Source organism: Kordia periserrulae (genome assembly GCF_003054265.1).
Lineage (GTDB): Bacteria > Bacteroidota > Bacteroidia > Flavobacteriales > Flavobacteriaceae > Kordia > Kordia periserrulae.
Genome location: NZ_QBKT01000001.1, coordinates 406,428 through 432,518 on the forward strand (window position 1 = coordinate 406,428; position 26,091 = coordinate 432,518).

The window sequence follows — 26,091 nt, forward strand, 5'->3', positions numbered from 1 at the left end:
TAATTTTCGCCTAAACACAAAAAGTCTACATGAGTTCATCGCGAATTTAAGTAAATTCAAGGAAAACTTACGAAGTATCTATGAGAAAACTCAAAAATAGTGAATTGAACAGATTGAGTGTAGACGAATTCAAATCGTCACAAAAAACACGTCTTATTGTTATCCTTGACAATATTCGCAGTTTGAACAATATTGGCTCAGTTTTTAGAACGAGTGATGCCTTTTTGGTGGAAAAAATCTACTTGTGTGGCATTACCGCAAAACCACCGCATAAAGACATTCACCGAACGGCTTTGGGCGCTACGGAATCCGTGGCGTGGGAATACCGAGAAGATACCTTAGCACTTGTAAAAGAATTGCAAGAAAACAACGTACAAGTCGCTTCCATTGAACAAGCCGAAAATGCTGTGATGCTTCACGAATTTGCACCCGAAAAGGGAAACACTTACGCACTTATTTTTGGAAACGAAGTAAAAGGTGTGCAGCAAAAAGTGGTTTCCGCCAGTGATTACGTAATTGAAATTCCGCAATTTGGCACCAAACATTCGTTGAATATTTCGGTAAGTGCTGGCGTGGTGATTTGGGATGTGTTTTCGAAGCTGCGCTTCTTCTAGACTCGCTGCGCTCTTGGATACGCTTTGCTTTAGACTCGGCTGACGCCTTTTAGACACGCTTCGCTTTGGATTTTTGGACTGCTGACGCTTTTAGTATTTTTCTTTTTTTAGAATAATCTTACTGTCATTCCGTACTTGATGCGGAATCCACTTTGCAATTTCTATTATTTTTTTTGATAGCTCAACTAGTAAATCGAAATAGATTCCTGCCTACGCAGGAATGACAGATTGTTTTCCAAGGAAAAAGGCGAACAGCCGCGTCCAAAGCGTCAGCGCGTCTCGTTTTCTAAAAAGTCTAAAAACTATTGATTTCCGAAATAATCTTCTGATAATCATTGGCATTCGCTACAAAATCCAAGTCAGAAACGTCGATGATTTTTACGTTGAGGTTTTTGTGTGTTCGGATGAATTCTAAATATCCGTTGTTGATTTTTTCTAAATATTCCGAAGGTATTTTTTGTTCGTAGTCACGTCCGCGTTTTTTGATGTTTCGCAACAAACGTTCGGTATTTTGATAGAGATACACATACAAATCAGGTTTTGGAATTTCTTTGTACATGATATCAAATAACTTTCGGTAGAGTTTGTATTCTTCTTGTTGCAACGTGACTTTCGCAAAGATGAGCGATTTTACCACGTCATAATCGGACACTATAAAATCTTTAAACAAATCCAATTGCGCTAAATCGTCTGAAATTTGCTGATACCTGTCTGCCAAAAACGACATTTCTAACGGAAACGCATAGCGACTGTTATCTTCGTAAAATTTTGGCAAAAACGGATTGTCTGCAAAACGTTCTAAAATCAGCTTTCCGTTAAAATCTTCTGCAATTTTGGTCGCTAATGAAGTTTTTCCCGCTCCAATGTTCCCTTCTATGGCAATGTAATTAAAACGAGAAAAACTCTTTTCAGCATTCGGGTTTTTCAATGTTTCTTTTTGCTTTTCTATGTCTTGAACAGGAATTTCATCGTTTAATTGCGATATTGTTTTTTTAAGTGTTGGATGAATTTTACTCGGCGCAATATCACACAAAGGATGCATGACAAATGCGCGTTCATGTGCCAACGGATGCGGCAATGCTAACAATTCGGTTTTCATGACAACATCTTCGTAAAAGATAATATCAATATCAATGGTCCGATCTTGATAGCCTTTTTGCTCACTTCGCACACGACCTAATGCTACTTCAATTTCCAAAATTTGCATCATCATTTCTGCGGGATGCAACGCAGTTTCCACACACAAACAGGCATTGTAAAAATCATTTCCATCATATCCCCAAGAAGGTGTTTTATAAATAGGAGAAATTTTCACAATCCGCCCCACTTTTTTAGAAAGCTCGTCTACAGCGTTTTGCAAATGTGCGCGTTTGTCGCCAACATTACTTCCGATTGAAATGTATGTAGTATGTAACAGGTTTGGATGCAATTAAATCGATTTTTTGCGCTGAAAATAATTCCGCCAAAGATAGTCAAAATATGCAGACAGGAATTGCCAAACGGAAGAAAGAACATGTTAACTTATCAACACAGCAACCACATTAAGCATGATAAAACTGTAACTTTTACAGAGAAAACCACACTTACTTTCTAATTCAATTATTAATAGATATTTTTGTGTAAAATATAGACACTATGAATTTTTTTAAACGTGTATTGTCCACAATTGTGGGATTGATCATTTTTGTTGCCCTTTGCTTTTTAATCTTGTTTTTTATGCTGTTCGCGAATGCGAGTTCGGCGAATGATTTGATTAGTGTAAAGAAAAATACGGTTTTAGAACTCGATTTGAGTCAGCCAATTGATGATTACGGCGGACGATTTGATTACAGCAAGGTCCCTTTTTTCCCTGATGAGCCAGAATATGACGGATTGTTTGATATTATTGATGCTATCAACCAAGCAATGAACGATGATAGAATTAAGGGAATTTCCATCAAAAACAATTCAATTGTCGCAGGAATGGCGCAAACCAAAGCCTTACGCGACGCACTGCTTTCCTTTAAAGAATCTGGGAAATTCATTGTTTCCTACAGTGATTTTTATTCTCAAAAAGATTACTACTTAAATTCTGTTGCAGATACTATCTATCTAAATCCTGTAGGCGCTTTAGACTTTAAAGGCTTGGCAATGGAGCGCATGTATTACAAGGATTTTCAAGAGAAATACGGCGTAAAAATGGAAGTCGTGCGCCACGGAAAATACAAAAGTGCAGTAGAAGGCTATCTCAGTCAGGAAATGAGCGATGCCAATCGTGAACAGATTTCAGTGTTTTTACAATCGATTTGGGACGAAATGCGAAAAGAAATCAGCGCGAGCAGAAATATTTCAAGTGACGAATTGAATACGTTGGCAGATGAATTGGCGGGCAGAACAGCAACAAAAGCATTGAATGCCAAACTAATTGATAAAATTGGTTATGAAGACGAGTTTGAAGCAGGAATTCAACACGCCATGGGCAAAAACACCTTGGTCAATCGCATGGATATATACGAATACGCAACTTACACAGGAAACCTAAGAGCTTATGATTCGTCTACCGATAAAATTGCGGTAATTTATGCGCAAGGCGAGATCATGTACACCGAAGGCGACGAAAATACCATTGGACAAGTGGTGATGAGTGAAGCTTTTAAAGAAGCTAGGGAAAACCCAAAGGTAAAAGCCGTTGTATTACGTGTCAATTCTCCTGGTGGAAGTGCGTTGGCAAGCGAACTCATTTGGCGAGAAATTGAATTGACAAAGCGCACAAAGCCTGTCATCGTTTCTATGGGCGACTTAGCAGCTTCTGGCGGCTATTATATTTCGTGCAATGCAGACAAAATTTTTGCAGAACCTAATACCATCACAGGAAGTATTGGTGTTTTTGGCACCATTCCAAACATTCATGAATTGGCAGAAGATTTAGGCATTAACGCAGAACAAGTTGGTACGAATAAAAATTCTGTTGACTATAGTATTTTTGAACCGTTATCCGACGAACAACGCGCGTTGATTAAAGAAGGCATTGAAGATGTGTATGATTTATTTACCCAACGTGTGGCAGACGGACGTGGCATGACGCAAGAAGCCGTTGACGAAATTGCACAAGGTAGAGTTTGGACAGGAAACGATGCGGTAAAAATTGGTTTGGTTGATGAAATTGGCGGATTGGACATGGCATTGCAAGCTGCGGCTTCTGCGGCTGAAATTTCAAACTATCAAATTTTGGAATTGCCTGTGTATAAAAAAGATTTACAAAGTATTATCAATCAATACACCAACGGTTTTGTACAAACGAAAGAAGATATTTTAAAAGAAGAATTGGGCGATAAAAACTATCAATTGTTGCAAAAAATGAAGCGCCTTTCACAAATGAAAGGACCACAATTGTTATTGCCATACGAAATTGAGATTCGATAATTTTGTTAGTTATTAATCACAAGAAAAAGCCTTTCTCCGAATGTTGAGAAAGGCTTTTTTATGTTAGTCATTTACAACGTATTATAAACACCAGCAATAAGATCCACCACCTAAAATAATGGAAATTGGATGATCACAAGCTCGAGCATTAGATCCTCCCACAACTTTGGTTTTCGTTGAATGGTCGATAGCTGAAATAGATTTCTTGTTAAGCTTCAAGCTTTTTAAATTCTTTTTTTTCATAATAATAGATTTTGTGATTAATATTGAAAACAAAGCTAAGCACGGAAACCTTGCTAAAAAAGCACTTATAATCAAGCATTTATAAATAACGAGTCGTGATTTATATATCTCGACCATGATTTTTAAAAACAATAATTATGCTTTCTCCGTGACGATATGTAATTTCCAAATCTGCAAACACCTCAAAGCAAAACTTCTTTTCAACTAGAATCTTTAGTATCTTTACCACATGACCGTAGCCGATAAAAAACTTGCTGCTAAAATATACTTGTATTTGGCCGCATTATTCATTACTTCGTTAGTAGTTTCAAACTTAATTTTTCAAAAGTTTTTCTATTGGTATCCTGTAGATATTGAGATTTTTGGCGAAAATCTTTTTGAACTTTCGGTTGGTTTGTTACCGTATCCACTTACCTTTTTAATTACAGATGCCATTTCGGAGATTTATGGAAAAAAGAAGGCAAATCAAGTTGTAATTGCGGGTATTTTTGCTTCGGTATTTTCGTTGGGAATCATTTACATTTCAAAAAGTGTTCCTGCATTAGACAATTCTCCTATTAATGATGAAACGTTTACAAAAGTATTTGGAAATGCGCCACTAGCTGTTTTTGCCTCTATGTTGTCGTATCTTTTTGCACAATTTATTGATATTCAGCTATATCATTTCTGGAAAAAACTCACAAAAGGAAGACATTTATGGTTGCGTAATAATTTTTCCACGTTTGCCTCGCAATTTGTAGATACTTTTTCTGTGATAACGCTATTATGTTTGTTTGAAATTTTACCTTGGGATATTTATCTCGGTTTGGTTGCTAGTGGTTTTATCTTTAAAGTCTTAGTCGCTTTCATTGATACACCGTTTTTATATTTGATAGTATATGCCTTTAGAAAGCGTTTTGGCTTGAAAATTGGTGAAGAGATAGACTTAGACGATTACGCAACAGAAACAATTGAAAACAAGTAACTTTCTTTGTTTGACTGTGCGTTTTGGTCACTATCGAATCATTCTTTGACGCATTCGATGGTATCTAAAAAATTTATCAACTTCTTAACAGTGATTTTTTGAAATTTTACGTTCTTAGGAGTAGAAAAAATGCCAAATCTATGAAAGTGAAAAAAATAGTAAAACGTACAGGAATTACCTTCCTTATTCTGCTTATCGCCTTAATTGCAACACCCTATATTTTTAAAGATAAAATTATTGCGATGGTAAAAGAGAGCATCAACGAAAATATCAATGCGCGTGTTGATTTTGCCGATGCAGATCTTAGTTTCTTCCGCAATTTCCCAAAAGCTTCTATTGTATTGGAAGATGTAAAAGTTATCAACAATGCACCTTTTGAAAATGATACGTTATTTTATGGAAAAGAAGTTTCGGTGACCACCGGAATTGGCGAACTTTTTAAAGGAAAAAACGAAGCGATTCAAATTTATAGTTTTACAGTTGATGATGCGAAACTGAATATTGTGGTTGACGAAAACGGAAATGCCAATTACGATATTGCCAAACCCAGCGAAACACCTAAAACCGCAGATACAACTTCAGAAACGTCCAATTTTGCGTTCCAAATAGACAATTATCACATCCTAAATACTGATATTACCTATCACGATGCAAAAAGCAAGACGTTTTTAACCATTGAAAATGCACAACACGAAGGTTTTGGCGATTTCTCATTAGCGACTTCCAAATTGGAAACGACGACAACGGCGCTGGTTTCGTTTGCGCTCGATGAGTTAACCTATATCAATCAGCAACAAGTACAACTAGACGCGCTCATTGGAATGGATTTGAACGAAGGAAAATACACGTTTTTAGAAAACGAAGCTTTAATCAACAAATTGCCGTTGAAATTTGATGGTTTTGTAAAAGTCAATCCGAATTCGCAAGAAGTACAATTGAAATTGCAAACACCTTCTTCCGATTTTAAAAACTTTTTAGCAGTCATTCCTGAAGCGTACACCAAAGATATTACCAATGTAACAACCTCAGGAAATTTTGAAGTTTCTGGAGAAATCAAAGGAATTGTAGACGAAAACAATATTCCGAAAATTGATATCAATATTGTGTCCAACAATGCTTCTTTTAAGTATCCTGACTTGCCAAAAAGTGTGGAGAATATCAACATTAATGCACAAATTAAAAACACCACAGGAAAAACCGAAGACACGTATATCAACATCAACGATTTGGCTTTTAAAATTGACCAAGATTCTTTTCGTGGAAACGGCACACTTTCGCAACTCATGAGCAATCCGAAAGTGAATGCGACCATCAAAGGAAAATTGAATTTAGGCAATATTTCCAAAGCGTATCCAATCGAATTAAATAAAGAATTAAGCGGCATTGTCGACGCCAATTTAACGACCAATTTTGACATGAACGCGATTGAAAAACAACAATACAATCGCATCAAAAATACAGGAAACTTAAAAGTGACGGATTTTTTATTTTCTTCCAAAGATGTGGTAAATCCATTAGCGATTTCGGAAGCTGCAATTGATTTTGTTCCTGGCAGAATTTCACTTCGAAAATTTGACGCTTCCAGCGGAAAAACAGATTTTAACGCCACAGGAGCCATTGATAACTTGCTTGGTTTTTTATTTAATAATGGAAAATTGAAAGGAAATTTCAATGTAAATTCAGATACTTTCTACGTGAGCGACTTCATGGTAGCTAGCGAAAAAGGAAGTGAAAATAAAAACACAGAAGTACAGCAAGGAGAAGCCTTGAAAATTCCAGCGTTTTTGGATTGTAAGATTAACGTAAATTCAAAAAAGGTATTTTACGATACTATCGAGCTTACCAACGTACAAGGAAGTTTATTTTTGGAAGATGGAGAAGCGATTTTAGAAAATGTCCGCTCCGATGTTTTTGATGGAAAAATCACCTTAAACGGATTGGTTTCTACAAAGCAAAACACGCCAAATTTTGCCATGGATTTAGGTATGAATTCATTTGATATTTCCAAATCATTCAACGGACTGGAATTATTGCAAAACATTGCGCCAATTGCCAAAGCGCTGAACGGAAAACTCAATACAAATATTTCTTTAAAAGGTGATTTAAGCGACAATTATACGCCAAATTTAAAAACGATTTCTGGAAATGCGTTTGCTGAGTTATTAACTACGACCTTACGCTCTACAAACATAGATTTCTTCAATAAAATCAATGAAAAATTGACCTTTATCGACTTAAATAAAGTAAATATTGAAGATATTAAAGCAAAGTTGTCTTTTGACAATGGGAAAGTAAGTGTAAAACCGTTTTCGTTCAATTATAAAGACATTGAAATTACCGTGAGCGGAAGTCACGGATTTGACCAATCACTAGCTTATAATGCTACATTTCAAATTCCTGCAAAATATTTAGGCTCGGAAGTGACGAATTTACTTTCGGAAATCAAATCGGAAGAAGCAAAACAGATTTCGATTCCTGTGTCAACAAAAATTACAGGAAACCTTACCAGTCCAAATTTTACTACCGATTTGGCAAGTGCCACCAAAGATTTGGTCACAAAATTAGCCAAACTAAAAGCACAAGAAGCATTAGGAAATATTGATACTGGAAGTGATACCGTAAATGATATTTTAGGAAGTGTGTTGAATGGAAATACCAAAGAAAAAGATTCTACCGTAACAACGCCAAATTCTAAGCTAGATGAGGTAAAAGGTGTTTTTGGGAATTTTCTAAAAAACCGTAAAAAGAAAAAAGAAGCCACAAAAAAGAATGATACGATTTCGCAAGTAGAAAAGCAGCAGGATTCTTTGTAGGTGTTGGGTGTTTGGTGTTGGGTTTTGGGTTTTGGGTTTTGGGTGTTTGAAGTAAAATTATCAAATTTTCAAATCAACAAATTTTCAAATTAAAAAACTGCTACATTGATACATTAAAAAAGCTGCCGCGTCGAAAGCTCCTCATAGTGACGTTTCAAAAAAGCAATTAACACATTTTCAAATTACCAAATTGACAAATTTTCAAATTAAAACACTGCTACATTGCTACATAAAAAAATTGCTACATTAGCCAATTCCAAGACTCACCACCAAGCCTTCATTTCCGCGAATGTTGAAAACTGTATTGTCTTCAAAAATTAAATATTGTCCTTTGATGCCTTTTAAAATTCCTTCGTAGGTTGGTGTTTTGAGGAGATTCAAACTTTTTATCTTTTCAGGATAGGAAAGCACTGGAAAATCCAATTCTACCACTTCTCTATTCGGCAAATAATAATCTTTGGCTTCGTCAGGAATGAATTCTTTTAATTCTTCTTTTTTGGCGACTAAATCTGCTTCTTCATTCAGATTTTGCAGCATTTTTCGCCAATTCGTTTTGTCAGAAACATGCGCTTTTAAAGCAACTTCCGTAATTCCTGCAATATATCTATTAGGTGCTTCCAAAATTTCTACCGCTTTTACCGCGCCTTGGTCTATCCAACGTGTCGGAACTTGACGTTTTCGCGTCACACCAACTTTTATCTCGCTTGATAATGCCAAATAGACAATATGCGGTTGCAGCTGTACTTGCTTTTCGTATTCCAAATCGCGATCTTCAATACCTAGATGCGCAGTGCTCAATTCTGGTCGCATAATCCAATCGCCAGCCGTTGGAATCTCAAAAAAACAACTTTTACAAAATCCTTGACGGTAAATTTCCTTATCCAAATGACAATTTAGGCACTCAAACTTCTCAAAAGTCAGACTCATTTTCTTATCGAGTAACTGGTTCATATTCAAGAAATCATCTTCAAAATTTAGGTAATATTGTATCGGATTTCCGAACTCAGTTTGCATTTTCGTTAAAACACCTTTGTACATCATTAAAGATTTTTGCTATTTTTATTCAATTAAAGTAAGTTTACACACCAAAGAAAAGTGATAACGAAAGTAACAAACTTTTCGCGAGTAGCCATATTTTAATAGCTAAAATACAACCGAATAACCGTAAGACACCATGCCGATACCTTTAGTAAATTCTATCGCGTCTTGGTTTTTAAAAAAGCGCATCACGCAAATTGAGCATTTTTTAAAAAACCCGAACGAAGTGCAGTCAGAACTGCTAAAGAACTTATTGTACGCGGCAAAAAAGACGGAAATCGGAAAGCAATACGACTTTGCCAACATCTCCAATTACCAAATATTTTCAGAGCGAATTCCCGTTACAACGTATGAAGACATTCAATCAATGATTGAACGCGCGCGCAGAGGAGAAAGTAATATTTTTTGGCCAAAATCGATTCGTTGGTTTGCAAAATCGAGTGGAACTACCAATGCCAAAAGTAAATTTATTCCTGTGACAAACGAATCGTTGGAATGGTGCCATTATGCTGCGAGTAAGGATTTATTGTGCATGTATTTGAATAACAATCCTGAGGCGCAATTGTTTAATGGAAAGAGTTTACGCTTGGGCGGAAGCAAAGAATTGTACGAACAAAACGGTACATATTACGGCGATTTATCAGCCATTTTGATAGATAATTTGCCGTTTTGGGCAGAATTTAGCAGTACGCCAAGCAGTAAAGTATCGCTTATGGGCGATTGGGAAGTAAAGATTGATGCCATTATCAAAGAAACCTTGCGCGAAAACGTGACGAGTTTGGCAGGCGTTCCTTCGTGGATGTTGGTATTGATGAATGAAGTATTAGTCCAAACACAAAAAGCAAATTTATTTGAAGTGTGGCCCAATTTGGAAGTCTATTTCCACGGTGGTGTGAGTTTTGCTCCGTATGAAGAGCAGTACAGAAACTTATTGCCAAATCCTGATTTTAAATACTACGAAATTTACAATGCTTCCGAAGGATTTTTTGCCATTCAAGATCGAAATGATTCGGATGAACTTTTATTGATGTTGGATTATGGTATTTTTTATGAATTCATTCCGATGGATACCTATCATACCCCAAATCAGAAAGTAATTCCGCTGTCGGAAGTTGAGGTAGATAAAAACTATGCTGTTGTCATTACGACCAATGGCGGTTTGTGGCGCTATATGATTGGCGACACCATTCGTTTTACTTCTGTAAATCCGTATCGCATCAAAGTTACAGGAAGAACCAAGCATCACATCAATGTTTTTGGAGAAGAACTCATCATTGAAAATGCCGAAGATGCCCTCAAAAGAGTTTGCACTGCAACTCAGTCAAAAATTGCAGAATATACCGCAGGACCTATTTTTATGCAGGATAAAGAAAAAGGTGCGCACGAATGGATTATTGAATTTAACAAAGCACCTGAAAATATTGACGAATTTGCTTTTCTGTTGGATGAAGCTTTGCAAAACATCAACTCCGATTACGAAGCCAAGCGTTATAACAACATGACGCTAAACAGTTTAAAATTGAACGTAGCTCGTTCAGGATTGTTTTATGATTGGTTAAAGAAAAACGACAAACTTGGCGGACAACATAAGATTCCTCGACTCTCCAACGAGCGCACGTATTTGGACGATTTACTTCAGATGAATTCACAAGGCTAAAATCATTAAAAATCAAATAAATAGCTTTTTATATAGGGGAAAATACGTGGTTTTTTCCTGTAGTTTCAGCGGTTTGTACTCCTTATCGGATATTCACGTCATTTATCTAAAAAAATGCGTTTAGCATAATTCCCGCTTTATATTTGTGTTATCAGATTATTAACAATAGTACAATACTAAATTTCAAATGAGAAAGTTTACAGCTACGGTGCTAACTTCTTTAGCACTGTTCACAGTAACTTTCGCAACTGCACAAGGGCCAGAGGCAGAAGCGATAGGGACTAGTGAAACCTACAGCAATGTAGCGGATAAAGACGCGGAATATCGCGCAATCAAAGCATTGGATCCAAACGGATTCATGTATGAATTCAAAAATCTTAATATCAACACTGAATTCTCTGAGCATGCAACTGCATTCTTTAGAGACAAAGTAATTGTGTCTTCTGCGAAAAAAATTGGGGCGTTTTTCACAAAGAAAGATCCAACTACAAACGAAGGATTTCACAATCTATACTGTGGTGATTTAAACCAAAAAGGAGATATTAAAAACTTAGTGAATTTTTCTAGAGCAATCAATACTAGAGAAAATCACGAAGGTTCTGTTGCTTTAAACGATGCACAAAATGTAGTTTTCTTTACAAGAAGCATTGAAGAAAATGGGCAGCACAACTTGAAAATTTTCAAAGCAGAAATGCTAGAATACGAATGGACAAATTTTGAAATGTTGCCATTCAACGTAGCAGGATACGCTATTGAAAACCCTGTGTTATCTCCAGATAATAAAACGATTTATTTTTCATCAAATATGCCAGGTTCTAAAGGTGGATATGATTTGTTTTCAGTAACTATCAACGAAGACGGAACATACTCGAAGCCAAAGAACTTAGGAAGTGAAATCAATACACACAAAGACGAAAAGTTTCCATACGTAATGGCAGACAATAGCGCTTTGTATTTTTCCTCTAACGGACATTACAACTTAGGAGGATTGGATGTATTTGAAAGTAAAATCATTGATGGAAAATTTAGTTTTCCTGTGAATATGGGAAGTTCATTAAACAGTCCAGAAGACGATTTTGGATTTTTGATGGATCAGACAAATTCTGGTTTCTTCACGTCAAATCGTGCGGGTGGAAAAGGTGGAAATGACATTTACTATTTTAAGAGAGAAAAAACAACTCAAACATTACAAGGTTTGATTGTTGACCACAAAACAAACATGATTTTACCAAATGCTACGGTAACTGTAGTAGACGCGTATGGTCGTGTTGTTGACAAAATTACGTCTGATGATAAAGGAATTTTCACTACAACAATTATTCCTTACAATTCATACACAATTCACGCTTCAAAAGATGGTTTTATTGACCAAGAAGAGGACTTCGAATCGTTTAGAGGTGATAATTATAAGCACAATGTAACGATTAAGTTGCCACAAGCAAAAGCTGAAATCGTACAGGAAGAAGAAAAATTAGTTATTAAAATCGAGAATATCTATTTCGATTATAACAAATGGGTTCTTAAAGATGAGTCTACGTTAGCATTGAACAAAATCGTAGATGTATTGAATGAAAACCCAGAAATGAAAATTGAAATCAACGCGCATACCGACAACAGAGGTAGTGCAAACTACAACGCAAAGCTTTCTAACAAAAGAGCTACTGCGGCAAGAGCATACTTGTTAGCAAAAGGTGTAGCTGCCAGCCGTGTGATTTCTAATGGATATGGTGAATCGCAACCTTTAGTAGATTGTGGAACAACATGTTCAGAGGCGCAACACGAGACCAACCGTAGAATCGAGTTCATTATCGTGGAGTAAATTGTAAATAATACTGATATTACCCAAAAAAGGAACGTGCCCTGCGTTCCTTTTTATTTTCTTCAACTACTAGAATATTGTACAATTGACAGTATTGTCAATATTAGACCTATAACGGATATTATGATTTGAATAGAAATCCAATATTTGTATAAGCGTGATTTATGTATCCATCCAAATCTCTCTCTAATTTTCTTTTTAGCTAGATCATTATCAATACTTGTATTTGGAAAATCTTCATGAATTTTTTCTTTATACAATCTACTGCAGTACAAATGCCATGAGAACCTTTCATAATGTTTTATAGAAAAAAAACTTCCAAACAAGCCTAATATCATAAGTAAGGCTGATAAAATCATCTTTTCAATACTGACTTCCACATTAGTTATCACTGCTGTCAATATTGTTGACACTGTTAGAATTATGTTAGTCATACTCGCACGCTGAGATTCATGATTAAGCATTGAATTTTCATGTTTTTTGTAAAACTCAAGAAGTATTTGATGTTTTGCCTCCATACATATAAAGCTTTATTAGTTAATAATTAAATAATATAACATGATTAACCAAAAAAATTATTGATAGTATCAAATGATACTACCGCACTAAGATAAGATACTCTACATTAGCAAACACAAACTTCTTCTTCTTTTACAAAAAATCTCAGCAACTTTTTAGTTTTTCCTCAGCAACTTTTCATCCTTTCCTCCTTTACTTTCACTCAAAACCTCATGAGCTTTTGAAACTTTACTACCTATCAAAAAAAAGTTTAATACGTATTAAAATCATTTTTGCTACGTAGCAAACTAAATTTTACTATAGAGTAACTATTTAAAATGTCTTGACAATTCATTGTTTTTACACGGAGGTTTTCATAAAATGATACAGTACTATTGACTGTTATACCCTTTGCTAAAATGTTTAAAATAATTTTGTAAATTTCGATACGATTCTTCAAGAAGGATATAAGAACGCATTTGATTTTGAAATAGAGAATCTCTTACCCTAACTCCGTAAATAATGAAAATAAAAGTAGTTTACATTATATGCTTTCTCTGCTATGCATCCTTTGCGCAAACCGATAGCTTAGAAACCAAGCTCAAAACAATTCCTAATGACACCACAAAAGTTAAACTACTTAACGACCTTGCTCGGAGCAATTTCAATAAAAACATCAAAAAATCATTAGCGTATTTATCTGATGCAATAACGTTGAGTCAAGAAATCAATGACAATATAGGTTTATCAGATTCCTATAAAAACTTAGGAACAGCACACTATTATTTAAGTCAACTCGACAGTACAAAATTCTACTGGAATAAGTCCCTAAAACTTATTCCCGCAGATTCAACCGCTAAAAAAGCCGATGCCTTTAATAATATGGGAATTGTTTATTTAAGAATTGGGCAGACAGATTCTAGTCTATATGCGCATAACCAATCGCTTATATTAAGAAAAACATTGCCAGATTCTACCAATGTTGCACGTTCTTATCATAACATCGCAGCACTCTACAGATCTAAAGGCGATTATAATATAGCCATAGAATATTATTTTAAAGCTCTACCGATATACAAAGCGCATGACTTAGATAAGGAAACCTCTGATTTACTTAATAGCGTGGGATTATTATACCAAAATATTGAAAACTACGACGAAGCCTTGAAATTTCTTTTAGATTCTTATGAATTGAGAAAAGCGATTGGAAATCCAAGACTTATTGCAAGTTCTATAAATAACATTGGCACCTTGTACTATCAAATTGAAGCGTACGATAAAGCAGAGGAATATTATTTAAAATACCTTGATTATGCTGAAAAATTAAAGGATTCTAGAGGTATGGCGGGTTGTTATTTAAATTTAAGCAACATCTATAAATACAGGGAAGAAAATTCAAAAAGTATTGATTATCTGGTAAAGGCAAATACCCTTTTTGAAAAAATTAAAGACCTCAGAAGTTCCGCTTTCGCAAGTATTAATTTAGGAAGCCTCTATTTAAAACTAAACCAGTATTCCAATGCTAAAACCTATTATCTCGAAGCTAGAAACAAAGCAATCCAAATTGAATCGAAATCCATAGAAGTTAAGGCTTTAAACGGTCTTTCTGATGCCTATGCAGGAACTAATGACTTTAGAGAAGCTTTAGCTTACTATAGAGTACGCGATAGTCTGAAAGAAGTCTTATTCAATACTGACCTCAATGAAAAAGTAGCGCATTACCAAGAGTTGTATGAAGCTGAAAAAAAGGCTAAAGAGATACAAATACTAGAAGCCGATACTCTCAAAAAGGAAAAAGAGGTAGCACTATATAAAGCCTACAGAAATTGGGCTGTTGTATTCTCAATTCTTTTACTAATTACCATTTTTTTGATTATCAATCGAAATAAAATTAAGAAACAGTATCTTAAAAACGAGACTGAAAAATTTAAGCTTCAGGCAGATTTGAATAAAAAAGAGCTTGAACTCAAGGAAGCCGAACTAAGTTCCATAGCGATGAAATCCTTACAGAAAAACGAAATTTTAACTGCTATTGAAGACGAAGTTAATGCACTTAAAGCTGATAAACATCAAACAAAGACAAGTGTATTTAATGCCTTAGAACATCTAGTTAAAAAAGGGTTGGTAATGGATAACCAATGGGAAGTATTTCAAAAACACTTTAAAAATGTACATCCAGGGTTTTTCGATTATCTCAATAAAAATTTTCCAGAACTCACAAGTAACGATTTAAAAGCTTGTGCTTATGTGCGAATGAATTTATCCTCAAAAGAAGTAGCATCGCTCACCAATGTGAACCCAAAAAGTGTAATTATGCATCGTTACCGTTTAAAGAAAAAACTTCAATTGAACAAAGAGGATGATTTAAAGAATTTTCTGTACGATATTTAAAAAAAATGAGCCTTGTAGACATTTTGTAGATACTCTTTTTTTTAAAATCCCCTTTCTAATTGGTTGATTTGCAACAACACAATTTGTGTATATGCAAAAAACCAATTTATATGAAAAAATTTTTACTTCTTAGTGTATGTATCATAATACCTAATTTATTTTATGGTCAACTTGTATTAACGACCAATGATGCTTTAGATATCACAGCATCCTCTGCTAGACTTGGTGGTAATGTATCATCAAACTCTAGTGTATTTCCAACATCATTTGGAATTGTGTATTCCAGTACCACTTCATCTCCTTTTGATGGTAACGCAAACAGTACTACCGATTGGAATGCTAGTGCCAGCGGTTTTGGTACTTTTGATGAAATTGTAGGAGGCTTGTCTAGTAACACTACCTATTATTTTAGAACGGTTGCCTGGGATAATCAAGGAAGTCGCTACCATGGTCCGGTAAAAAGTTTTACAACAGACACCTCGTCAGTACCTGTAGTATCTACAGCAGCCGCTTTTAATATTACAGCAACCTCGGCTTCTTTAGGAGGAACCGTTTCTCTACAAGGAACCTCGTCAGTAACCGAGCGCGGTGTTGTATATTCGAGTTTGGACAATACGCCTCTTATTGGAGAAACTGATGTAACCAAAGACACTAATGGAGCCGGCATCGGTAGTTTTAATGAAGTGATAGCAAGCTTATCACCCAGCACAACTTACTATTACAGAACTTATGCCACCAATGCTTCGGGTACTGGTTATGGACCTATAATGAGTTTTACAACCTTAAATGCTTTACCAGGAGTTGCTACGGCTACTGCAAGTAGTATCACAAGTAATACCGCCACTTTAGGTGGTGACGTTACTAGTGAAGGAGCAAGTTCTGTTACCGAGCGCGGTGTAGTGTACTCAACGACCGACACCAATCCAACTATAGGAGCAAGTGGTGTTATAAAAGATGCCAACGGTAGTGGCTCAGGTACGTTTAGTGAAACCATAAGCTCACTCTCTAGTACAACAACTTATTATTTTAGGGCGTATGCTATCAATGCGTCAGGCACCAGCTATGGCAATACTTTAAATTTTACAACGCCCGCAGCACTGCCAACGGTAACTACCACAACACCTAGTAGCATAACCACAAATTCAGCAGTCTTAGGAGGTAATGTTACTAGCGATGGAGGAGCATCTGTTTTTGAAAATGGAGTTGTCTACTCTACTACAGACGCTACACCAACCATTGGAGAACCTGGTGTTACAAAAAATAGCAATGCTTCTGGATTAGGAACATTTAGCGAAACAATCAGTGGTCTTTCCCCAAACACTACCTATTACGTAAGCGCGTATGCTAGCAATGCTTCTGGAACAAGTTATGGCTCAGTAGTAAGTTTTACTACAACAGGGTTTAATTTACCAACTGTAACAACAACAACCGTTATCAATACCGTTGCTACCATAGCTGTTTTCGGTGGTGACGTTACCGATGATGGTGGCGTACCAGTTACACAACGTGGAACGGTGTACTCTACAACCGATAGCACACCAGAAGTTGGAGAAGCTGGTGTCATGCAAACCTTTGATGGCGCTGGCACAGGAACTTTTAGCAATAACGTTGTGGTAGACAGAAATACGACCTATTATTATCGTGCGTACGCTACCAACTCCGAAGGTACTGCTTATGGTAATCTCTTAACTTTTACTACACCTGCAGAGTTACCAACATTAACAACCTCTACACCGACGAATATCACAAGTTCAGCAGCCGATTTGGGAGGTAATATTACTGATGATGGAGGTGATACCATTATAGAGCGTGGTGTAGTGTATTCATCAACGGATACATCTCCTGCTATCGGTGAAGCCGGAGTTGTTACAGATACCAATGGCACAGGTACAGGAATTTTTAATGAAACTATTGGAGGATTAGCCAATTCTACCACTTACTATGTAAGAGCCTATGCTATCAACTCTGCTGGTACGTCCTATGGTAACCTTATGAGTTTTAGCACCCCAAGTGCCAATGAACCAACTGTAACTACCTATGCAGCAGTTGATATTATGCAAACTTCAGCGCTCCTTGGCGGGAATGTTAGTGATGAAGGCCTTTCGAGTGTTACTGAACGAGGTATAGTATACTCCACCACGGATAGCACTCCAGAAATTGGAGAAGCTGGAGTGATAAAAGATACAAATGGTAGTGGTGCTGGTAATTTTTGGGAAACCATCAGCGGACTTACTCCAGGTACAATGTATTATGTGAGAGCGTATGCTATAAATAGCTCTGGCACGGGTTATGGAAACATATTGACGTTTACAACTTTAGATCCTTTAACAGTGGTTACTTTGAATGCGACTGGCGCTAATACGTCCATCAGTTTTTCTGGTGAAATAGCTTCTGATGGAGGCTTGAATATCCTTTCTAGAGGTTTTTTATACTCTACAGTAGATACGAACCCAATAGCGGGAGCACCTAATGTTTTTTCAACAACATCATCAACGTCCATGTCGGTAGCAACATTTGCTAAAATCGTATTTGGCTTGACAGGAAATGGAACTACCTATTATTATAGAGCATGGGCAAATAGTTCTGAAGAAGGCTTAGCCTATGGTGATGTGTTGAGCTTTGTGTTGGTTTCAGATGCAACTGTTTCAACTGTTAGCGTAAGTAATATCACTGATACTACTGCTGAAATGGGTGGTAATATTGTAGATAACGGTGGCGGCACCATTTCAGAGCGTGGAGTAGTATATTCTAGCACAAATACGAATCCTATAATAGGAGGTGCAGATGTTGTGAAGGATATCAATGAAACTGCTATGAATCCTTTTAGTGAAGTCATTACAGGACTTAGTCCAAATACAACTTATTATTTTAGAGCGTATGTCATAAACGAGGCTGGCACTAGATATGGTGCTGTTGTAAGTTTCTCAACAAATACCCTCGGTGTCGCATCCAATACTATTCAAGGATTTGAGTATTACCCCAACCCTACCAAACATACTTTGCACATTAAAGCAGCTACCGTATTGGACAATATTACCGTTACCACTACTACGGGGCAAGTTATCCTTCAAAAAGAGATACATCAGTTGAGCGATGCTATTGATATCTCTCAATGGAATGCTGGCATGTATTTTATAAAAGTACAGGCTTTAGATAAAACAGTTGTAAAGACAATTATAAAACAGTAACTATCTGTTGCACCTTTTAGTCAACCACTTCGACGCAGGCGTCGGATTATTTTAAATCTCGATGATCGAGTAAAAACTGTGCTCAAGTGATTGTAATCAAATATAAAATCACTTGGGCATGTTTTGAAGATAACTGTTTTATTATTTTTTCTCTATGGCTTGTTGGTCTTTATTGGCAGTTTCTTTCTTCGGCAACATCTTTTTATAACGACCATTTCCGACGTATGTATATATTAACTCAGAAAGGTAGAAACGTTTGTTTCGCCATGAATCGCCTAAGCGAACTACAATGATGTTTTCATTTGGGTTTACATATACATATTGCCCTAAGATGCCTAGTGCATTGTAATCATCGCCTTGAAAGTGCGCTACATATTTGCCACTTTTCAGCTTTTTTGTGACTACCAAATCTTTATTGTTAGCTTCTGCATGTGCTTTCCCTTCTGCTTCTGTTTCAAACACATCGTAGTGTGTGTTGGTCCACCATTTGTTTTTGTATTGTTGATTGGCATAGATTTTTTTCCCGCTATCTGTTTTGGCTACCCAAGCGGCTGGCACGATTTGCTTTCCTTTGTATTTTCCGCCGTTTAGATACAATCTGCCTAATTTTGCAAAGTCTTCAGCCGTAGCATTTAAACAACAGAATGCTTTCACCATTTTATTACGTTTGCTATCAACCGTCCACGTAGCATCCGATTTCATTTCGAGTGGCTTCCATAGCTTTTCAGAAAGGTATTCTTCTAATGGCATTTTTGTGACACGCTCTAAGATGACACCTAATACTTGCGTATCAATACTTCTGTAATTGAAACGTCCTGGCGCTTCTTCAATGGACATTCCATTAGTGATTTTTGTGCGAATGTTGGTTCCGTAATACAAACGTGCCATTCCTGTAAATGGATTGATGCGTGGATATTCGTCGAATTTGATACCGCTTTGCATGTTTAGCAAGTGTTTTACAGTGATTTTCTCAAAATCTTTGTCTTGTTTCAATAATTCTGGAATGTACGTGGTAATCGGCTCGTTTTCGTGTAATAAACCTTCTTCTTGTGCGATTCCTACCAAAGCAGACACAAATGACTTCGCTACCGAGAAAGAGGTTAGTAAGGAGTTTTCATCATAGTCATTAAAATACTTTTCGTAGATAATGGTATCGTTTTTAATGACCATAAACGCGTTGGTGTTGCTTCCTTCCAAAGCTTCATCTAAAAAAGACGCCAATTCCGCATCTGTTTTTGCGGCAAACATAAATTCTTGTTCTCCTTTTTCAACAGCTACACTAGGTTGCCATTCGTTATCAGTGACATCGGCTTGACCATGTACTACAGTACGATATACCATGGTACAACTTTCACAATAAAATGCGGTTACTATTATAAATGTAAGCGCGAAAATTTTAAATATTGACTTTTTCATCTGTCTATCTTTTTATTGGTTTGACAGTTCAATATTCTGACATTTCCCCAGTGTTTACAACTATTTGTGGCGAATGAAACGATTTGAGTGGTGAAAATTTTTCGCTTTGGCGAACGGTTTATTCTGCGGGATTAATGAATTTTGCTACCAATGCTTTTTTATAGGTTTTAGACACAGGAATTTCTGTGACATTTGGCTTCAAAATCAAAATAGTTTGTGCAGCATCGCGTTTCCATTCTAAAAAATGAACTGGATTGATTAGGAATGAACGATGCGTTTTTAGGAGAAACGGAAATTGTTTTTGCATGGCAGATATTTTGTTTCGGAAGAGTTCGCTTTTTAATTCACCATCTAACAAATAGCATACTTTTACATAATTGTTTGCCGATTCAATAAAAACCAACTCACTTTCTTTAATGTGCAATACTTCCGCTTTGTTTTCTCCTTTAATGACAATGGTAGGTTCTTTTATGGAAGCGGGTTCTTGTACAATTGTTTTTTCACTGAATAACCATCGCAAAAAAATCATCACGGGAAGAATTAAAAAAACCGTCGGAATTACTTGTTGAAAGAAGAAATAGGAAAAACTGTGTGCGTACGGATCATTTTCAAGCAGAATGAATTTAAAGAACAGATAGCCAATTCCACCCGAAATTAAAAGCATGGACAATATGAATAATCCTTCTTGTAAAAACGACCATTTTCCAGCCGATTTGTAAAGGAAACGCTGAATAGGAATGGTAATGATATAGGTTAAAACTCCAATAACACTATACCCAAAAACAGCTAACGTACGCTCGTTTCGAGGCAGCTGATACATGTCAAATGGTTCCACATAGTAAAAGAACAGAAACAGCCAAAATCCAATAAAAAATCCAATCAATAATTGCTTTTTTATTGATTGGATGTAAAAATTCTGTATTTGCATTACCGTTGTTTTAGGATACTGCTTTTAATTTTTTGATGGCTACTTTCGATAGCTTTTTCTCAGCATAGGTTTTGCTGATTTTTAATTCTTTTTCGTCCGAACCAGGCAATTCAAACATCGCATCGGTTAGGATAGTTTCACAAAGTGAACGCAATCCACGCGCGCCAAGTTTGTACTGAATTGCTTTTTCCACGATAAATTCCAACGCACCTTCCGTAATATCAAACTCAATATTATCCATTTCGAATAATTTTTTGTATTGTTTGATGATGGCATTTTTCGGCTCTGTTAAAATCGCGCGAAGCGTATTGGCATCTAGCGGATTCATGTGTGTCAATACTGGCAAACGACCAATGATTTCTGGAATGAGTCCAAAATCTTTTAAATCTTTCGGAATGATGTATTGCAACAAGTTGTCGGTATCAATTGCGCCTTCATCTTTGGAAGCACTGTATCCAACGGCTTGCATGTTTAAACGACGCGTAATTACTTTTTCAATTCCGTCAAAAGCACCGCCTGCAACAAATAGAATGTTTTCCGTGTTGACTTCAATAAATTTTTGATCAGGATGTTTTCTTCCGCCTTTTGGTGGAACGTTTACTACCGTTCCTTCCAATAGTTTCAACAACGCTTGCTGTACACCTTCTCCAGAAACATCGCGTGTAATGGATGGATTGTCGCTTTTGCGCGCAATTTTATCAATTTCATCAATGAACACAATTCCGCGCTCTGCTTTTTCCAAGTTATAATCTGCTGCTTGCAACAAACGTGTTAGGATGCTTTCTACATCTTCTCCAACATAACCAGCTTCCGTCAATACGGTTGCATCTACAATTGCCAACGGAACATTTAACATACGCGCCACGGTTTTTGCCATGAGCGTTTTTCCCGTTCCGGTTTGCCCAACCATGATGATGTTACTTTTTTGTATTTCGATATCATCATTCGTTGGTGGTTGCAACAATCGCTTATAGTGATTGTACACCGCAACCGACATTACTTTTTTAGTGGCTTCTTGTCCGATGATAAATTCGTCCAAAAAGGCTTTGATTTGTTTTGGTTTGCGAAGCACCAATTCAGACGACAATTCATCATTGCTAGACTGTTTTGATTCTTCGAGCACAATTCCGTGTGCTTGCTCAATGCATCTGTCGCAGATATGCGCGTCCAAACCTGCTATTAACAGATTGGTTTCTGGCTTTTTTCTACCACAGAAGGAGCATTCTAATTCTTCTTTCGCCATTATTCTTATTGTTTACTTGTGTGGAGATTATTCTCTTACAAGTATTTCGTCAATCATTCCGTATTCTTTTGCTTTGTCAGCTTTCATCCAGTAATCACGATCAGAATCGTTGTATACTTTTTCGTAGTCTTGTCCTGAATGTTTTGAAATGATTTTATATAATTCTTCTTTTAGTATTAAGATTTCTCTTGCTGTAATTTCAATATCACTCGCTTGTCCTTGCGCGCCACCAAGTGGTTGGTGAATCATGACACGAGAGTGTGTTAATCCTGAGCGCTTTCCGGCTTGTCCTGCACATAACAATACCGCTCCCATAGAAGCAGCCATTCCTGTACAAATAGTTGCCACGTCTGGTTTGATGAATTGCATGGTATCATAAATTCCCAATCCTGCATATACGCCTCCTCCTGGAGAGTTGATATAGATTTGAATGTCTTTTGACGAATCTACACTTTCCATGAAAAGCAATTGTGCTTGTACAATATTCGCAACTTGGTCGTCAATTCCTGTTCCTAAGAAGATGATTCTATCCATCATTAAACGAGAAAAAACGTCCATTTGCGCTACATTTAGCTGACGTTCTTCAATGATGTATGGCGTCATTCCCACAGGATTTGAAAATGTTGATGGAGTCATACGACTTACAATTTTGTCGTAATACATATTATTGATACCGTGATGTTTAGTCGCGTATTTATGAAATTCTTTTTTATAGTTCATAAGATGTCTTTGTATTTTTGATTAAAAAAGGCGTTAAAAATATGATTTTAACGCCTTAAATATAAGTATTTTATTTCTTACTCGCTATCTCCGTAAACTTCTTTAACGAAGTTTTCGTAGGTAACTTCTTTCGTTGTTAAGTTTGCCTTTTCTTTGAAAAGCTCTAATAATTTTTGACTCAACAATTGATCTGTTAATCTGCGTACTTCTTCTTGGTTTGATAAGATTCTTGCTGCAATGTCTTCCAATTCTTGATCGCTAGGATTTAGCTGACCAAATTGTGCCATTTGCGCTTTAATCATTTGTTTAGCAAACTCTTTTAAGTCTTCAAACTCAACTTTTACTTCGTTTTCTTTTACCAATTTGTCTTGAATTAATTGGTAACGCAATCCTTTTTCAGATTTTGTGTATTCTTCTTCAGCTTGCTCTGGCGTTAATTCTTGCTCGCCTGCAGATTGAATCCACTTTATAAGGAAGTCCGCTGGCAAATCGAATTTTGTATTTTCAATCAAACCTTCTGTAACGTCATTTAACAAACGTTGGTCAGATTGCTGCAAAAATTGTCTTTCCGCGTCTTCTTTGATTTTTTCTTTTACTTCTTCTAGTGAAGAAACATTTCCTTCTCCAAATAACTTGTCAAACAATTCTTGGTTCAATGCTGCCAATTCTCTTTTGTTTGCTTCGTTAATTTTGAAAGAAACTTCAATATCTAAATCGTGTACTTCGTCGTGAGATACTTGCAAGAAGTTCATTAAATCGTGATCGTCGTTGAACAATCCTTTCGTGTTTAGTGTAATCGTATCACCAACTTTAGCACCGACAAATTTATTTAGATTCTTTTTTCCTTTTACTTTATCTAGACTGAAAGTTACGTTGTTTTCAATTTCTTTTTCTTCGTTTGAAAAGATTCCTGTTACTTCTGATTCCTCTGTTACCTCATCTTGACTGATTAATTTTCCGTATTGCTTACGAATGTTTTCAATTTGTCCGTCAATCATTTTATCATCCGCTACAATGTTGTATCGTGTAACTTCATTTCCTTTCAAGTCTACACTAAATTCAGGAGCCAATCCTAATTCAAATTCGAAAGAAAACGTTTCTGCATTCCAATCGAATTCTTCTTGGATTCTAGGCAATGGATTTCCAAGAATATCTAGTTTTTCTTCAACTAAATATTTGTTGAGGCTTTCTTGCAACAATTTGTTTACCTCATCAACTAAAACTGCTTTTCCGTATTGCTTTTTTACCAATCCTAAAGGCACATGTCCTTTTCTGAATCCTGGAATATTAGCCGTTTTTTTATAATCGTTTAAAATTTTTGTAACCTTGTCACTGTAATCTTCTTTTTCAATATTTACAGTCACAACTGCATTTAATGCATCTATATTTTCTCTTGTTATATTCATCTTCTTATTAGTGGTATGAAAATTGGGTTGCAAAAGTACATTATTTTTAAACGCGAATCAAGTTTTTAACCAATTGTATATCAGTTTATTTTTGCTGCAACTACAGAAATTTTGCGGTATTGCATTCACTCATTAAGCAATTTCAATTGAAATATTTCTAGCTAGTCGTTTTTACACATAAAAAAAGCACCGAAAAATTCCGATGCTTCCTTTGTATATGTTTTTAGTAGTCTTAGTTTGATGGAACTACCGTAACGCCTGGATAATAACCAGCGGTTACTCTTGGCACATTTGCACCATATTTTTCATTAATTACTTGAATGAATTGATCAGCAATGATAGCATATCCTCTTGCATTTGGATGTACGCCATCTAAAGAGAATACTGCTGTAGACAAGGCATCGCTAGAACCGTCAAAATAGTTGTTTGTGTAAATTTGACCATCAGAAGTACGCAATCCTGAAACCAACTCTTCTAACAATACTGCCGTATCTACTACCGCTAAATCGTTCGCAGTTGCAATAGACACAATCGCATTGTTATAAGCCGTTCTTGCATCTCTTACTGCTTGAATTTCCGTTGCTGTCAATACCCAATTGTCTGCTAAAGGCACAGATACACCATTTATTTGTGTAGGGTCATTATTTACCTCTTCTCCTATAATTCCAGAAGAAGGCAATACTAATAAATCTTCAATAGTTGCTTGACGGTAACTTGGAATTCCAAATCCTGTCAAATCTGTTAAGTCTTCATCAACAATGACAACCGCGTTTTGACCTGCTGAGAACGAAATAGTACGTTGTGCAGCTTCTTCCGCAGTGATTAAACCGTTTCCTGCTGCAAACTGCAATCCACCATTATACGCTGCATATCCGCTATTTACAAATGCTGCCGTTGCTGCATCCATCGGAATTGGATTGTAAGGAACCGTTGTAAAATAAGGAATTGAAGTTACATCTGGTAAAGTTGCTACAATACCTTTAGCTCCGTTAGCCGTTAACGCATCTACCAATCCTTGATACGTAAATGCAAATACTCCTGGGTCTGTGATGTCATTAAACCCATACGATAATACGTTCGGGTTTCCTGTTTGGTCAACACCTACACCACCAGAAGTTGCATACGATAAGATGTCGTTGTTTCCAATCCAAAGTGTAAAGAATGTTGGGTTTAAAGATACTGCGTCACCAATTACGGTAGCATTTGGCGCTGTAGCATGACGTACATAGTACGGATTTGCCGCACCAATAGCTAAGTTAGCTATGTTTCCATATCCTGGCGCTCCTAAGTGAAATGATTTTGCTCCAGGAACTCCCATGTTATTGTACGCCGTAGCTTGCAAGTTAGATACTTCCATTGTTGGCGCTACATTTAAGTTTTCAGGTCTTCCCTGACTAGCATCAATTACCAAACGCGTATCAAATCCTGGTAATGGAACTCCACCTAATAAAAATCCTCCTGCATCATTTACATCATCATCATACGAAGGTTGTGTAAACGTTCCGCCGCCAGCAAATTCGAATTGCTGTGCCATGATGTTTGGAAACGAGTTTTGTTGTCCGCTTCTAAATACGGTTCCGTCCATGAAACCTGCGGTAAGTGAATTCCCAACAGCAACAAACGTTGAAAAATCTGCTGAGCCACTTGTGTACGTTCCACTTTCGTCGATAGGATTGTCAAATTCTGGTTCACAGGCAAATAATCCTAACGCTAATACTGCTAAATATTTTATATTGTTTTTCATCTTTTTC

18 protein-coding genes are annotated in these 26,091 nt (G+C 36.4%); 8 read left to right on the plus strand and 10 right to left on the minus strand.

Going from position 1 to position 26,091, the window contains the following annotated elements:
- The first annotated feature begins 80 nt into the window (after positions 1 to 80).
- A complete protein-coding gene (locus tag C8N46_RS01905) occupies positions 81 to 614 on the plus strand; it encodes an RNA methyltransferase (protein WP_108113156.1) in 534 nt (177 codons plus the stop codon).
- 295 nt (positions 615 to 909) lie between these two features.
- Here C8N46_RS01905 and folK read toward each other — a convergent pair whose 3' ends face one another.
- Positions 910 to 2,043, minus strand: a complete 1,134-nt coding sequence (folK, locus tag C8N46_RS01910) for a 2-amino-4-hydroxy-6-hydroxymethyldihydropteridine diphosphokinase (protein WP_108113157.1) — start codon at positions 2,041 to 2,043, stop codon at positions 910 to 912.
- Positions 2,044 to 2,249: 206 nt separating this feature from the next.
- Between folK and sppA the strand changes: the two genes are divergently transcribed.
- Entirely contained in the window at positions 2,250 to 4,016 is a 1,767-nt protein-coding gene (gene sppA / locus C8N46_RS01915) for a signal peptide peptidase SppA (RefSeq protein ID WP_108113158.1), read from the plus strand.
- Positions 4,017 to 4,097: 81 nt separating this feature from the next.
- Here the strand turns inward: sppA and C8N46_RS20285 are convergent, their stop codons facing one another.
- A complete protein-coding gene (locus C8N46_RS20285; RefSeq protein WP_158269054.1) occupies positions 4,098 to 4,259 on the minus strand; it encodes a hypothetical protein in 162 nt (53 codons plus the stop codon).
- A 229-nt stretch (positions 4,260 to 4,488) separates the two neighbouring features.
- Here C8N46_RS20285 and C8N46_RS01920 point away from each other — a divergent pair, with 229 nt between their 5' ends.
- Complete coding sequence (locus C8N46_RS01920) at positions 4,489 to 5,223, plus strand: queuosine precursor transporter (protein WP_108113159.1); 735 nt, start codon at positions 4,489 to 4,491, stop codon at positions 5,221 to 5,223.
- Between the two features lie 140 nt (positions 5,224 to 5,363).
- Positions 5,364 to 8,036 (plus strand): AsmA-like C-terminal region-containing protein, encoded by a 2,673-nt coding sequence (locus C8N46_RS01925; RefSeq protein WP_108113160.1) that lies wholly within the window; start codon positions 5,364 to 5,366, stop codon positions 8,034 to 8,036.
- A gap of 246 nt (positions 8,037 to 8,282) precedes the next feature.
- Here the strand turns inward: C8N46_RS01925 and C8N46_RS01930 are convergent, their stop codons facing one another.
- A complete protein-coding gene (locus C8N46_RS01930) occupies positions 8,283 to 9,077 on the minus strand; it encodes a DUF2797 domain-containing protein (RefSeq protein WP_108113161.1) in 795 nt (264 codons plus the stop codon).
- 133 nt (positions 9,078 to 9,210) lie between these two features.
- Here C8N46_RS01930 and C8N46_RS01935 point away from each other — a divergent pair, with 133 nt between their 5' ends.
- A complete protein-coding gene (locus C8N46_RS01935) occupies positions 9,211 to 10,731 on the plus strand; it encodes a GH3 auxin-responsive promoter family protein (protein ID WP_108113162.1) in 1,521 nt (506 codons plus the stop codon).
- Between the two features lie 187 nt (positions 10,732 to 10,918).
- A complete protein-coding gene (locus C8N46_RS01940) occupies positions 10,919 to 12,550 on the plus strand; it encodes an OmpA family protein (RefSeq protein ID WP_108113163.1) in 1,632 nt (543 codons plus the stop codon).
- A 62-nt stretch (positions 12,551 to 12,612) separates the two neighbouring features.
- Here C8N46_RS01940 and C8N46_RS01945 read toward each other — a convergent pair whose 3' ends face one another.
- Entirely contained in the window at positions 12,613 to 13,068 is a 456-nt protein-coding gene (locus C8N46_RS01945) for a hypothetical protein (RefSeq protein ID WP_108113164.1), read from the minus strand.
- Between the two features lie 502 nt (positions 13,069 to 13,570).
- Between C8N46_RS01945 and C8N46_RS01950 the strand changes: the two genes are divergently transcribed.
- Together C8N46_RS01950 and C8N46_RS01955 are read left to right on the plus strand one after the other, a co-directional pair.
- Entirely contained in the window at positions 13,571 to 15,439 is a 1,869-nt protein-coding gene (locus C8N46_RS01950) for a tetratricopeptide repeat protein (protein ID WP_108113165.1), read from the plus strand.
- A 110-nt stretch (positions 15,440 to 15,549) separates the two neighbouring features.
- Positions 15,550 to 18,627: a T9SS type A sorting domain-containing protein gene (locus C8N46_RS01955; protein ID WP_108113166.1), complete on the plus strand. Its 3,078-nt coding sequence runs from the start codon at positions 15,550 to 15,552 to the stop codon at positions 18,625 to 18,627.
- A gap of 141 nt (positions 18,628 to 18,768) precedes the next feature.
- Here the strand turns inward: C8N46_RS01955 and C8N46_RS01960 are convergent, their stop codons facing one another.
- The 6 genes from C8N46_RS01960 to C8N46_RS01985 all read right to left on the minus strand — a co-directional run bounded on the left by C8N46_RS01960 (position 18,769) and on the right by C8N46_RS01985 (position 26,084).
- Positions 18,769 to 20,043, minus strand: coding sequence for a serine hydrolase domain-containing protein (locus tag C8N46_RS01960; RefSeq protein ID WP_108113167.1), 1,275 nt, complete (start codon positions 20,041 to 20,043; stop codon positions 18,769 to 18,771).
- 118 nt (positions 20,044 to 20,161) lie between these two features.
- Positions 20,162 to 20,971, minus strand: coding sequence for a LytTR family DNA-binding domain-containing protein (locus tag C8N46_RS01965; protein ID WP_108113168.1), 810 nt, complete (start codon positions 20,969 to 20,971; stop codon positions 20,162 to 20,164).
- Positions 20,972 to 20,981: 10 nt separating this feature from the next.
- A complete protein-coding gene (gene clpX, locus C8N46_RS01970; RefSeq protein ID WP_108113169.1) occupies positions 20,982 to 22,214 on the minus strand; it encodes an ATP-dependent Clp protease ATP-binding subunit ClpX in 1,233 nt (410 codons plus the stop codon).
- A gap of 27 nt (positions 22,215 to 22,241) precedes the next feature.
- Positions 22,242 to 22,934 (minus strand): ATP-dependent Clp endopeptidase proteolytic subunit ClpP, encoded by a 693-nt coding sequence (clpP, locus tag C8N46_RS01975; RefSeq protein ID WP_108113170.1) that lies wholly within the window; start codon positions 22,932 to 22,934, stop codon positions 22,242 to 22,244.
- A gap of 77 nt (positions 22,935 to 23,011) precedes the next feature.
- Positions 23,012 to 24,340, minus strand: a complete 1,329-nt coding sequence (gene tig / locus C8N46_RS01980) for a trigger factor (RefSeq protein ID WP_108113171.1) — start codon at positions 24,338 to 24,340, stop codon at positions 23,012 to 23,014.
- A 232-nt stretch (positions 24,341 to 24,572) separates the two neighbouring features.
- The gene (locus C8N46_RS01985; protein ID WP_108113172.1) at positions 24,573 to 26,084 is read right to left on the minus strand and encodes an SGNH/GDSL hydrolase family protein; all 1,512 of its coding nucleotides are present in this window, start codon (positions 26,082 to 26,084) and stop codon (positions 24,573 to 24,575) included.
- Positions 26,085 to 26,091 lie beyond the last annotated feature (7 nt).

Excerpts from the sequence above, each read along its gene's own strand:
- C8N46_RS01905 (WP_108113156.1), top strand. The coding sequence starts at position 81 with ATGAGAAAACTCAAAAATAGTGAATTGAACAGATTGAGTGTAGACGAA.
- sppA (WP_108113158.1), top strand. The coding sequence starts at position 2,250 with ATGAATTTTTTTAAACGTGTATTGTCCACAATTGTGGGATTGATCATT.
- C8N46_RS20285 (WP_158269054.1), bottom strand. The coding sequence starts at position 4,259 with ATGAAAAAAAAGAATTTAAAAAGCTTGAAGCTTAACAAGAAATCTATT.
- C8N46_RS01920 (WP_108113159.1), top strand. The coding sequence starts at position 4,489 with ATGACCGTAGCCGATAAAAAACTTGCTGCTAAAATATACTTGTATTTG.
- C8N46_RS01925 (WP_108113160.1), top strand. The coding sequence starts at position 5,364 with ATGAAAGTGAAAAAAATAGTAAAACGTACAGGAATTACCTTCCTTATT.
- C8N46_RS01930 (WP_108113161.1), bottom strand. The coding sequence starts at position 9,077 with ATGATGTACAAAGGTGTTTTAACGAAAATGCAAACTGAGTTCGGAAAT.
- C8N46_RS01935 (WP_108113162.1), top strand. The coding sequence starts at position 9,211 with ATGCCGATACCTTTAGTAAATTCTATCGCGTCTTGGTTTTTAAAAAAG.
- C8N46_RS01940 (WP_108113163.1), top strand. The coding sequence starts at position 10,919 with ATGAGAAAGTTTACAGCTACGGTGCTAACTTCTTTAGCACTGTTCACA.
- C8N46_RS01945 (WP_108113164.1), bottom strand. The coding sequence starts at position 13,068 with ATGGAGGCAAAACATCAAATACTTCTTGAGTTTTACAAAAAACATGAA.
- C8N46_RS01950 (WP_108113165.1), top strand. The coding sequence starts at position 13,571 with ATGAAAATAAAAGTAGTTTACATTATATGCTTTCTCTGCTATGCATCC.
- C8N46_RS01955 (WP_108113166.1), top strand. The coding sequence starts at position 15,550 with ATGAAAAAATTTTTACTTCTTAGTGTATGTATCATAATACCTAATTTA.
- C8N46_RS01960 (WP_108113167.1), bottom strand. The coding sequence starts at position 20,043 with ATGAAAAAGTCAATATTTAAAATTTTCGCGCTTACATTTATAATAGTA.
- C8N46_RS01965 (WP_108113168.1), bottom strand. The coding sequence starts at position 20,971 with ATGCAAATACAGAATTTTTACATCCAATCAATAAAAAAGCAATTATTG.
- clpX (WP_108113169.1), bottom strand. The coding sequence starts at position 22,214 with ATGGCGAAAGAAGAATTAGAATGCTCCTTCTGTGGTAGAAAAAAGCCA.
- clpP (WP_108113170.1), bottom strand. The coding sequence starts at position 22,934 with ATGAACTATAAAAAAGAATTTCATAAATACGCGACTAAACATCACGGT.
- tig (WP_108113171.1), bottom strand. The coding sequence starts at position 24,340 with ATGAATATAACAAGAGAAAATATAGATGCATTAAATGCAGTTGTGACT.
- C8N46_RS01985 (WP_108113172.1), bottom strand. The coding sequence starts at position 26,084 with ATGAAAAACAATATAAAATATTTAGCAGTATTAGCGTTAGGATTATTT.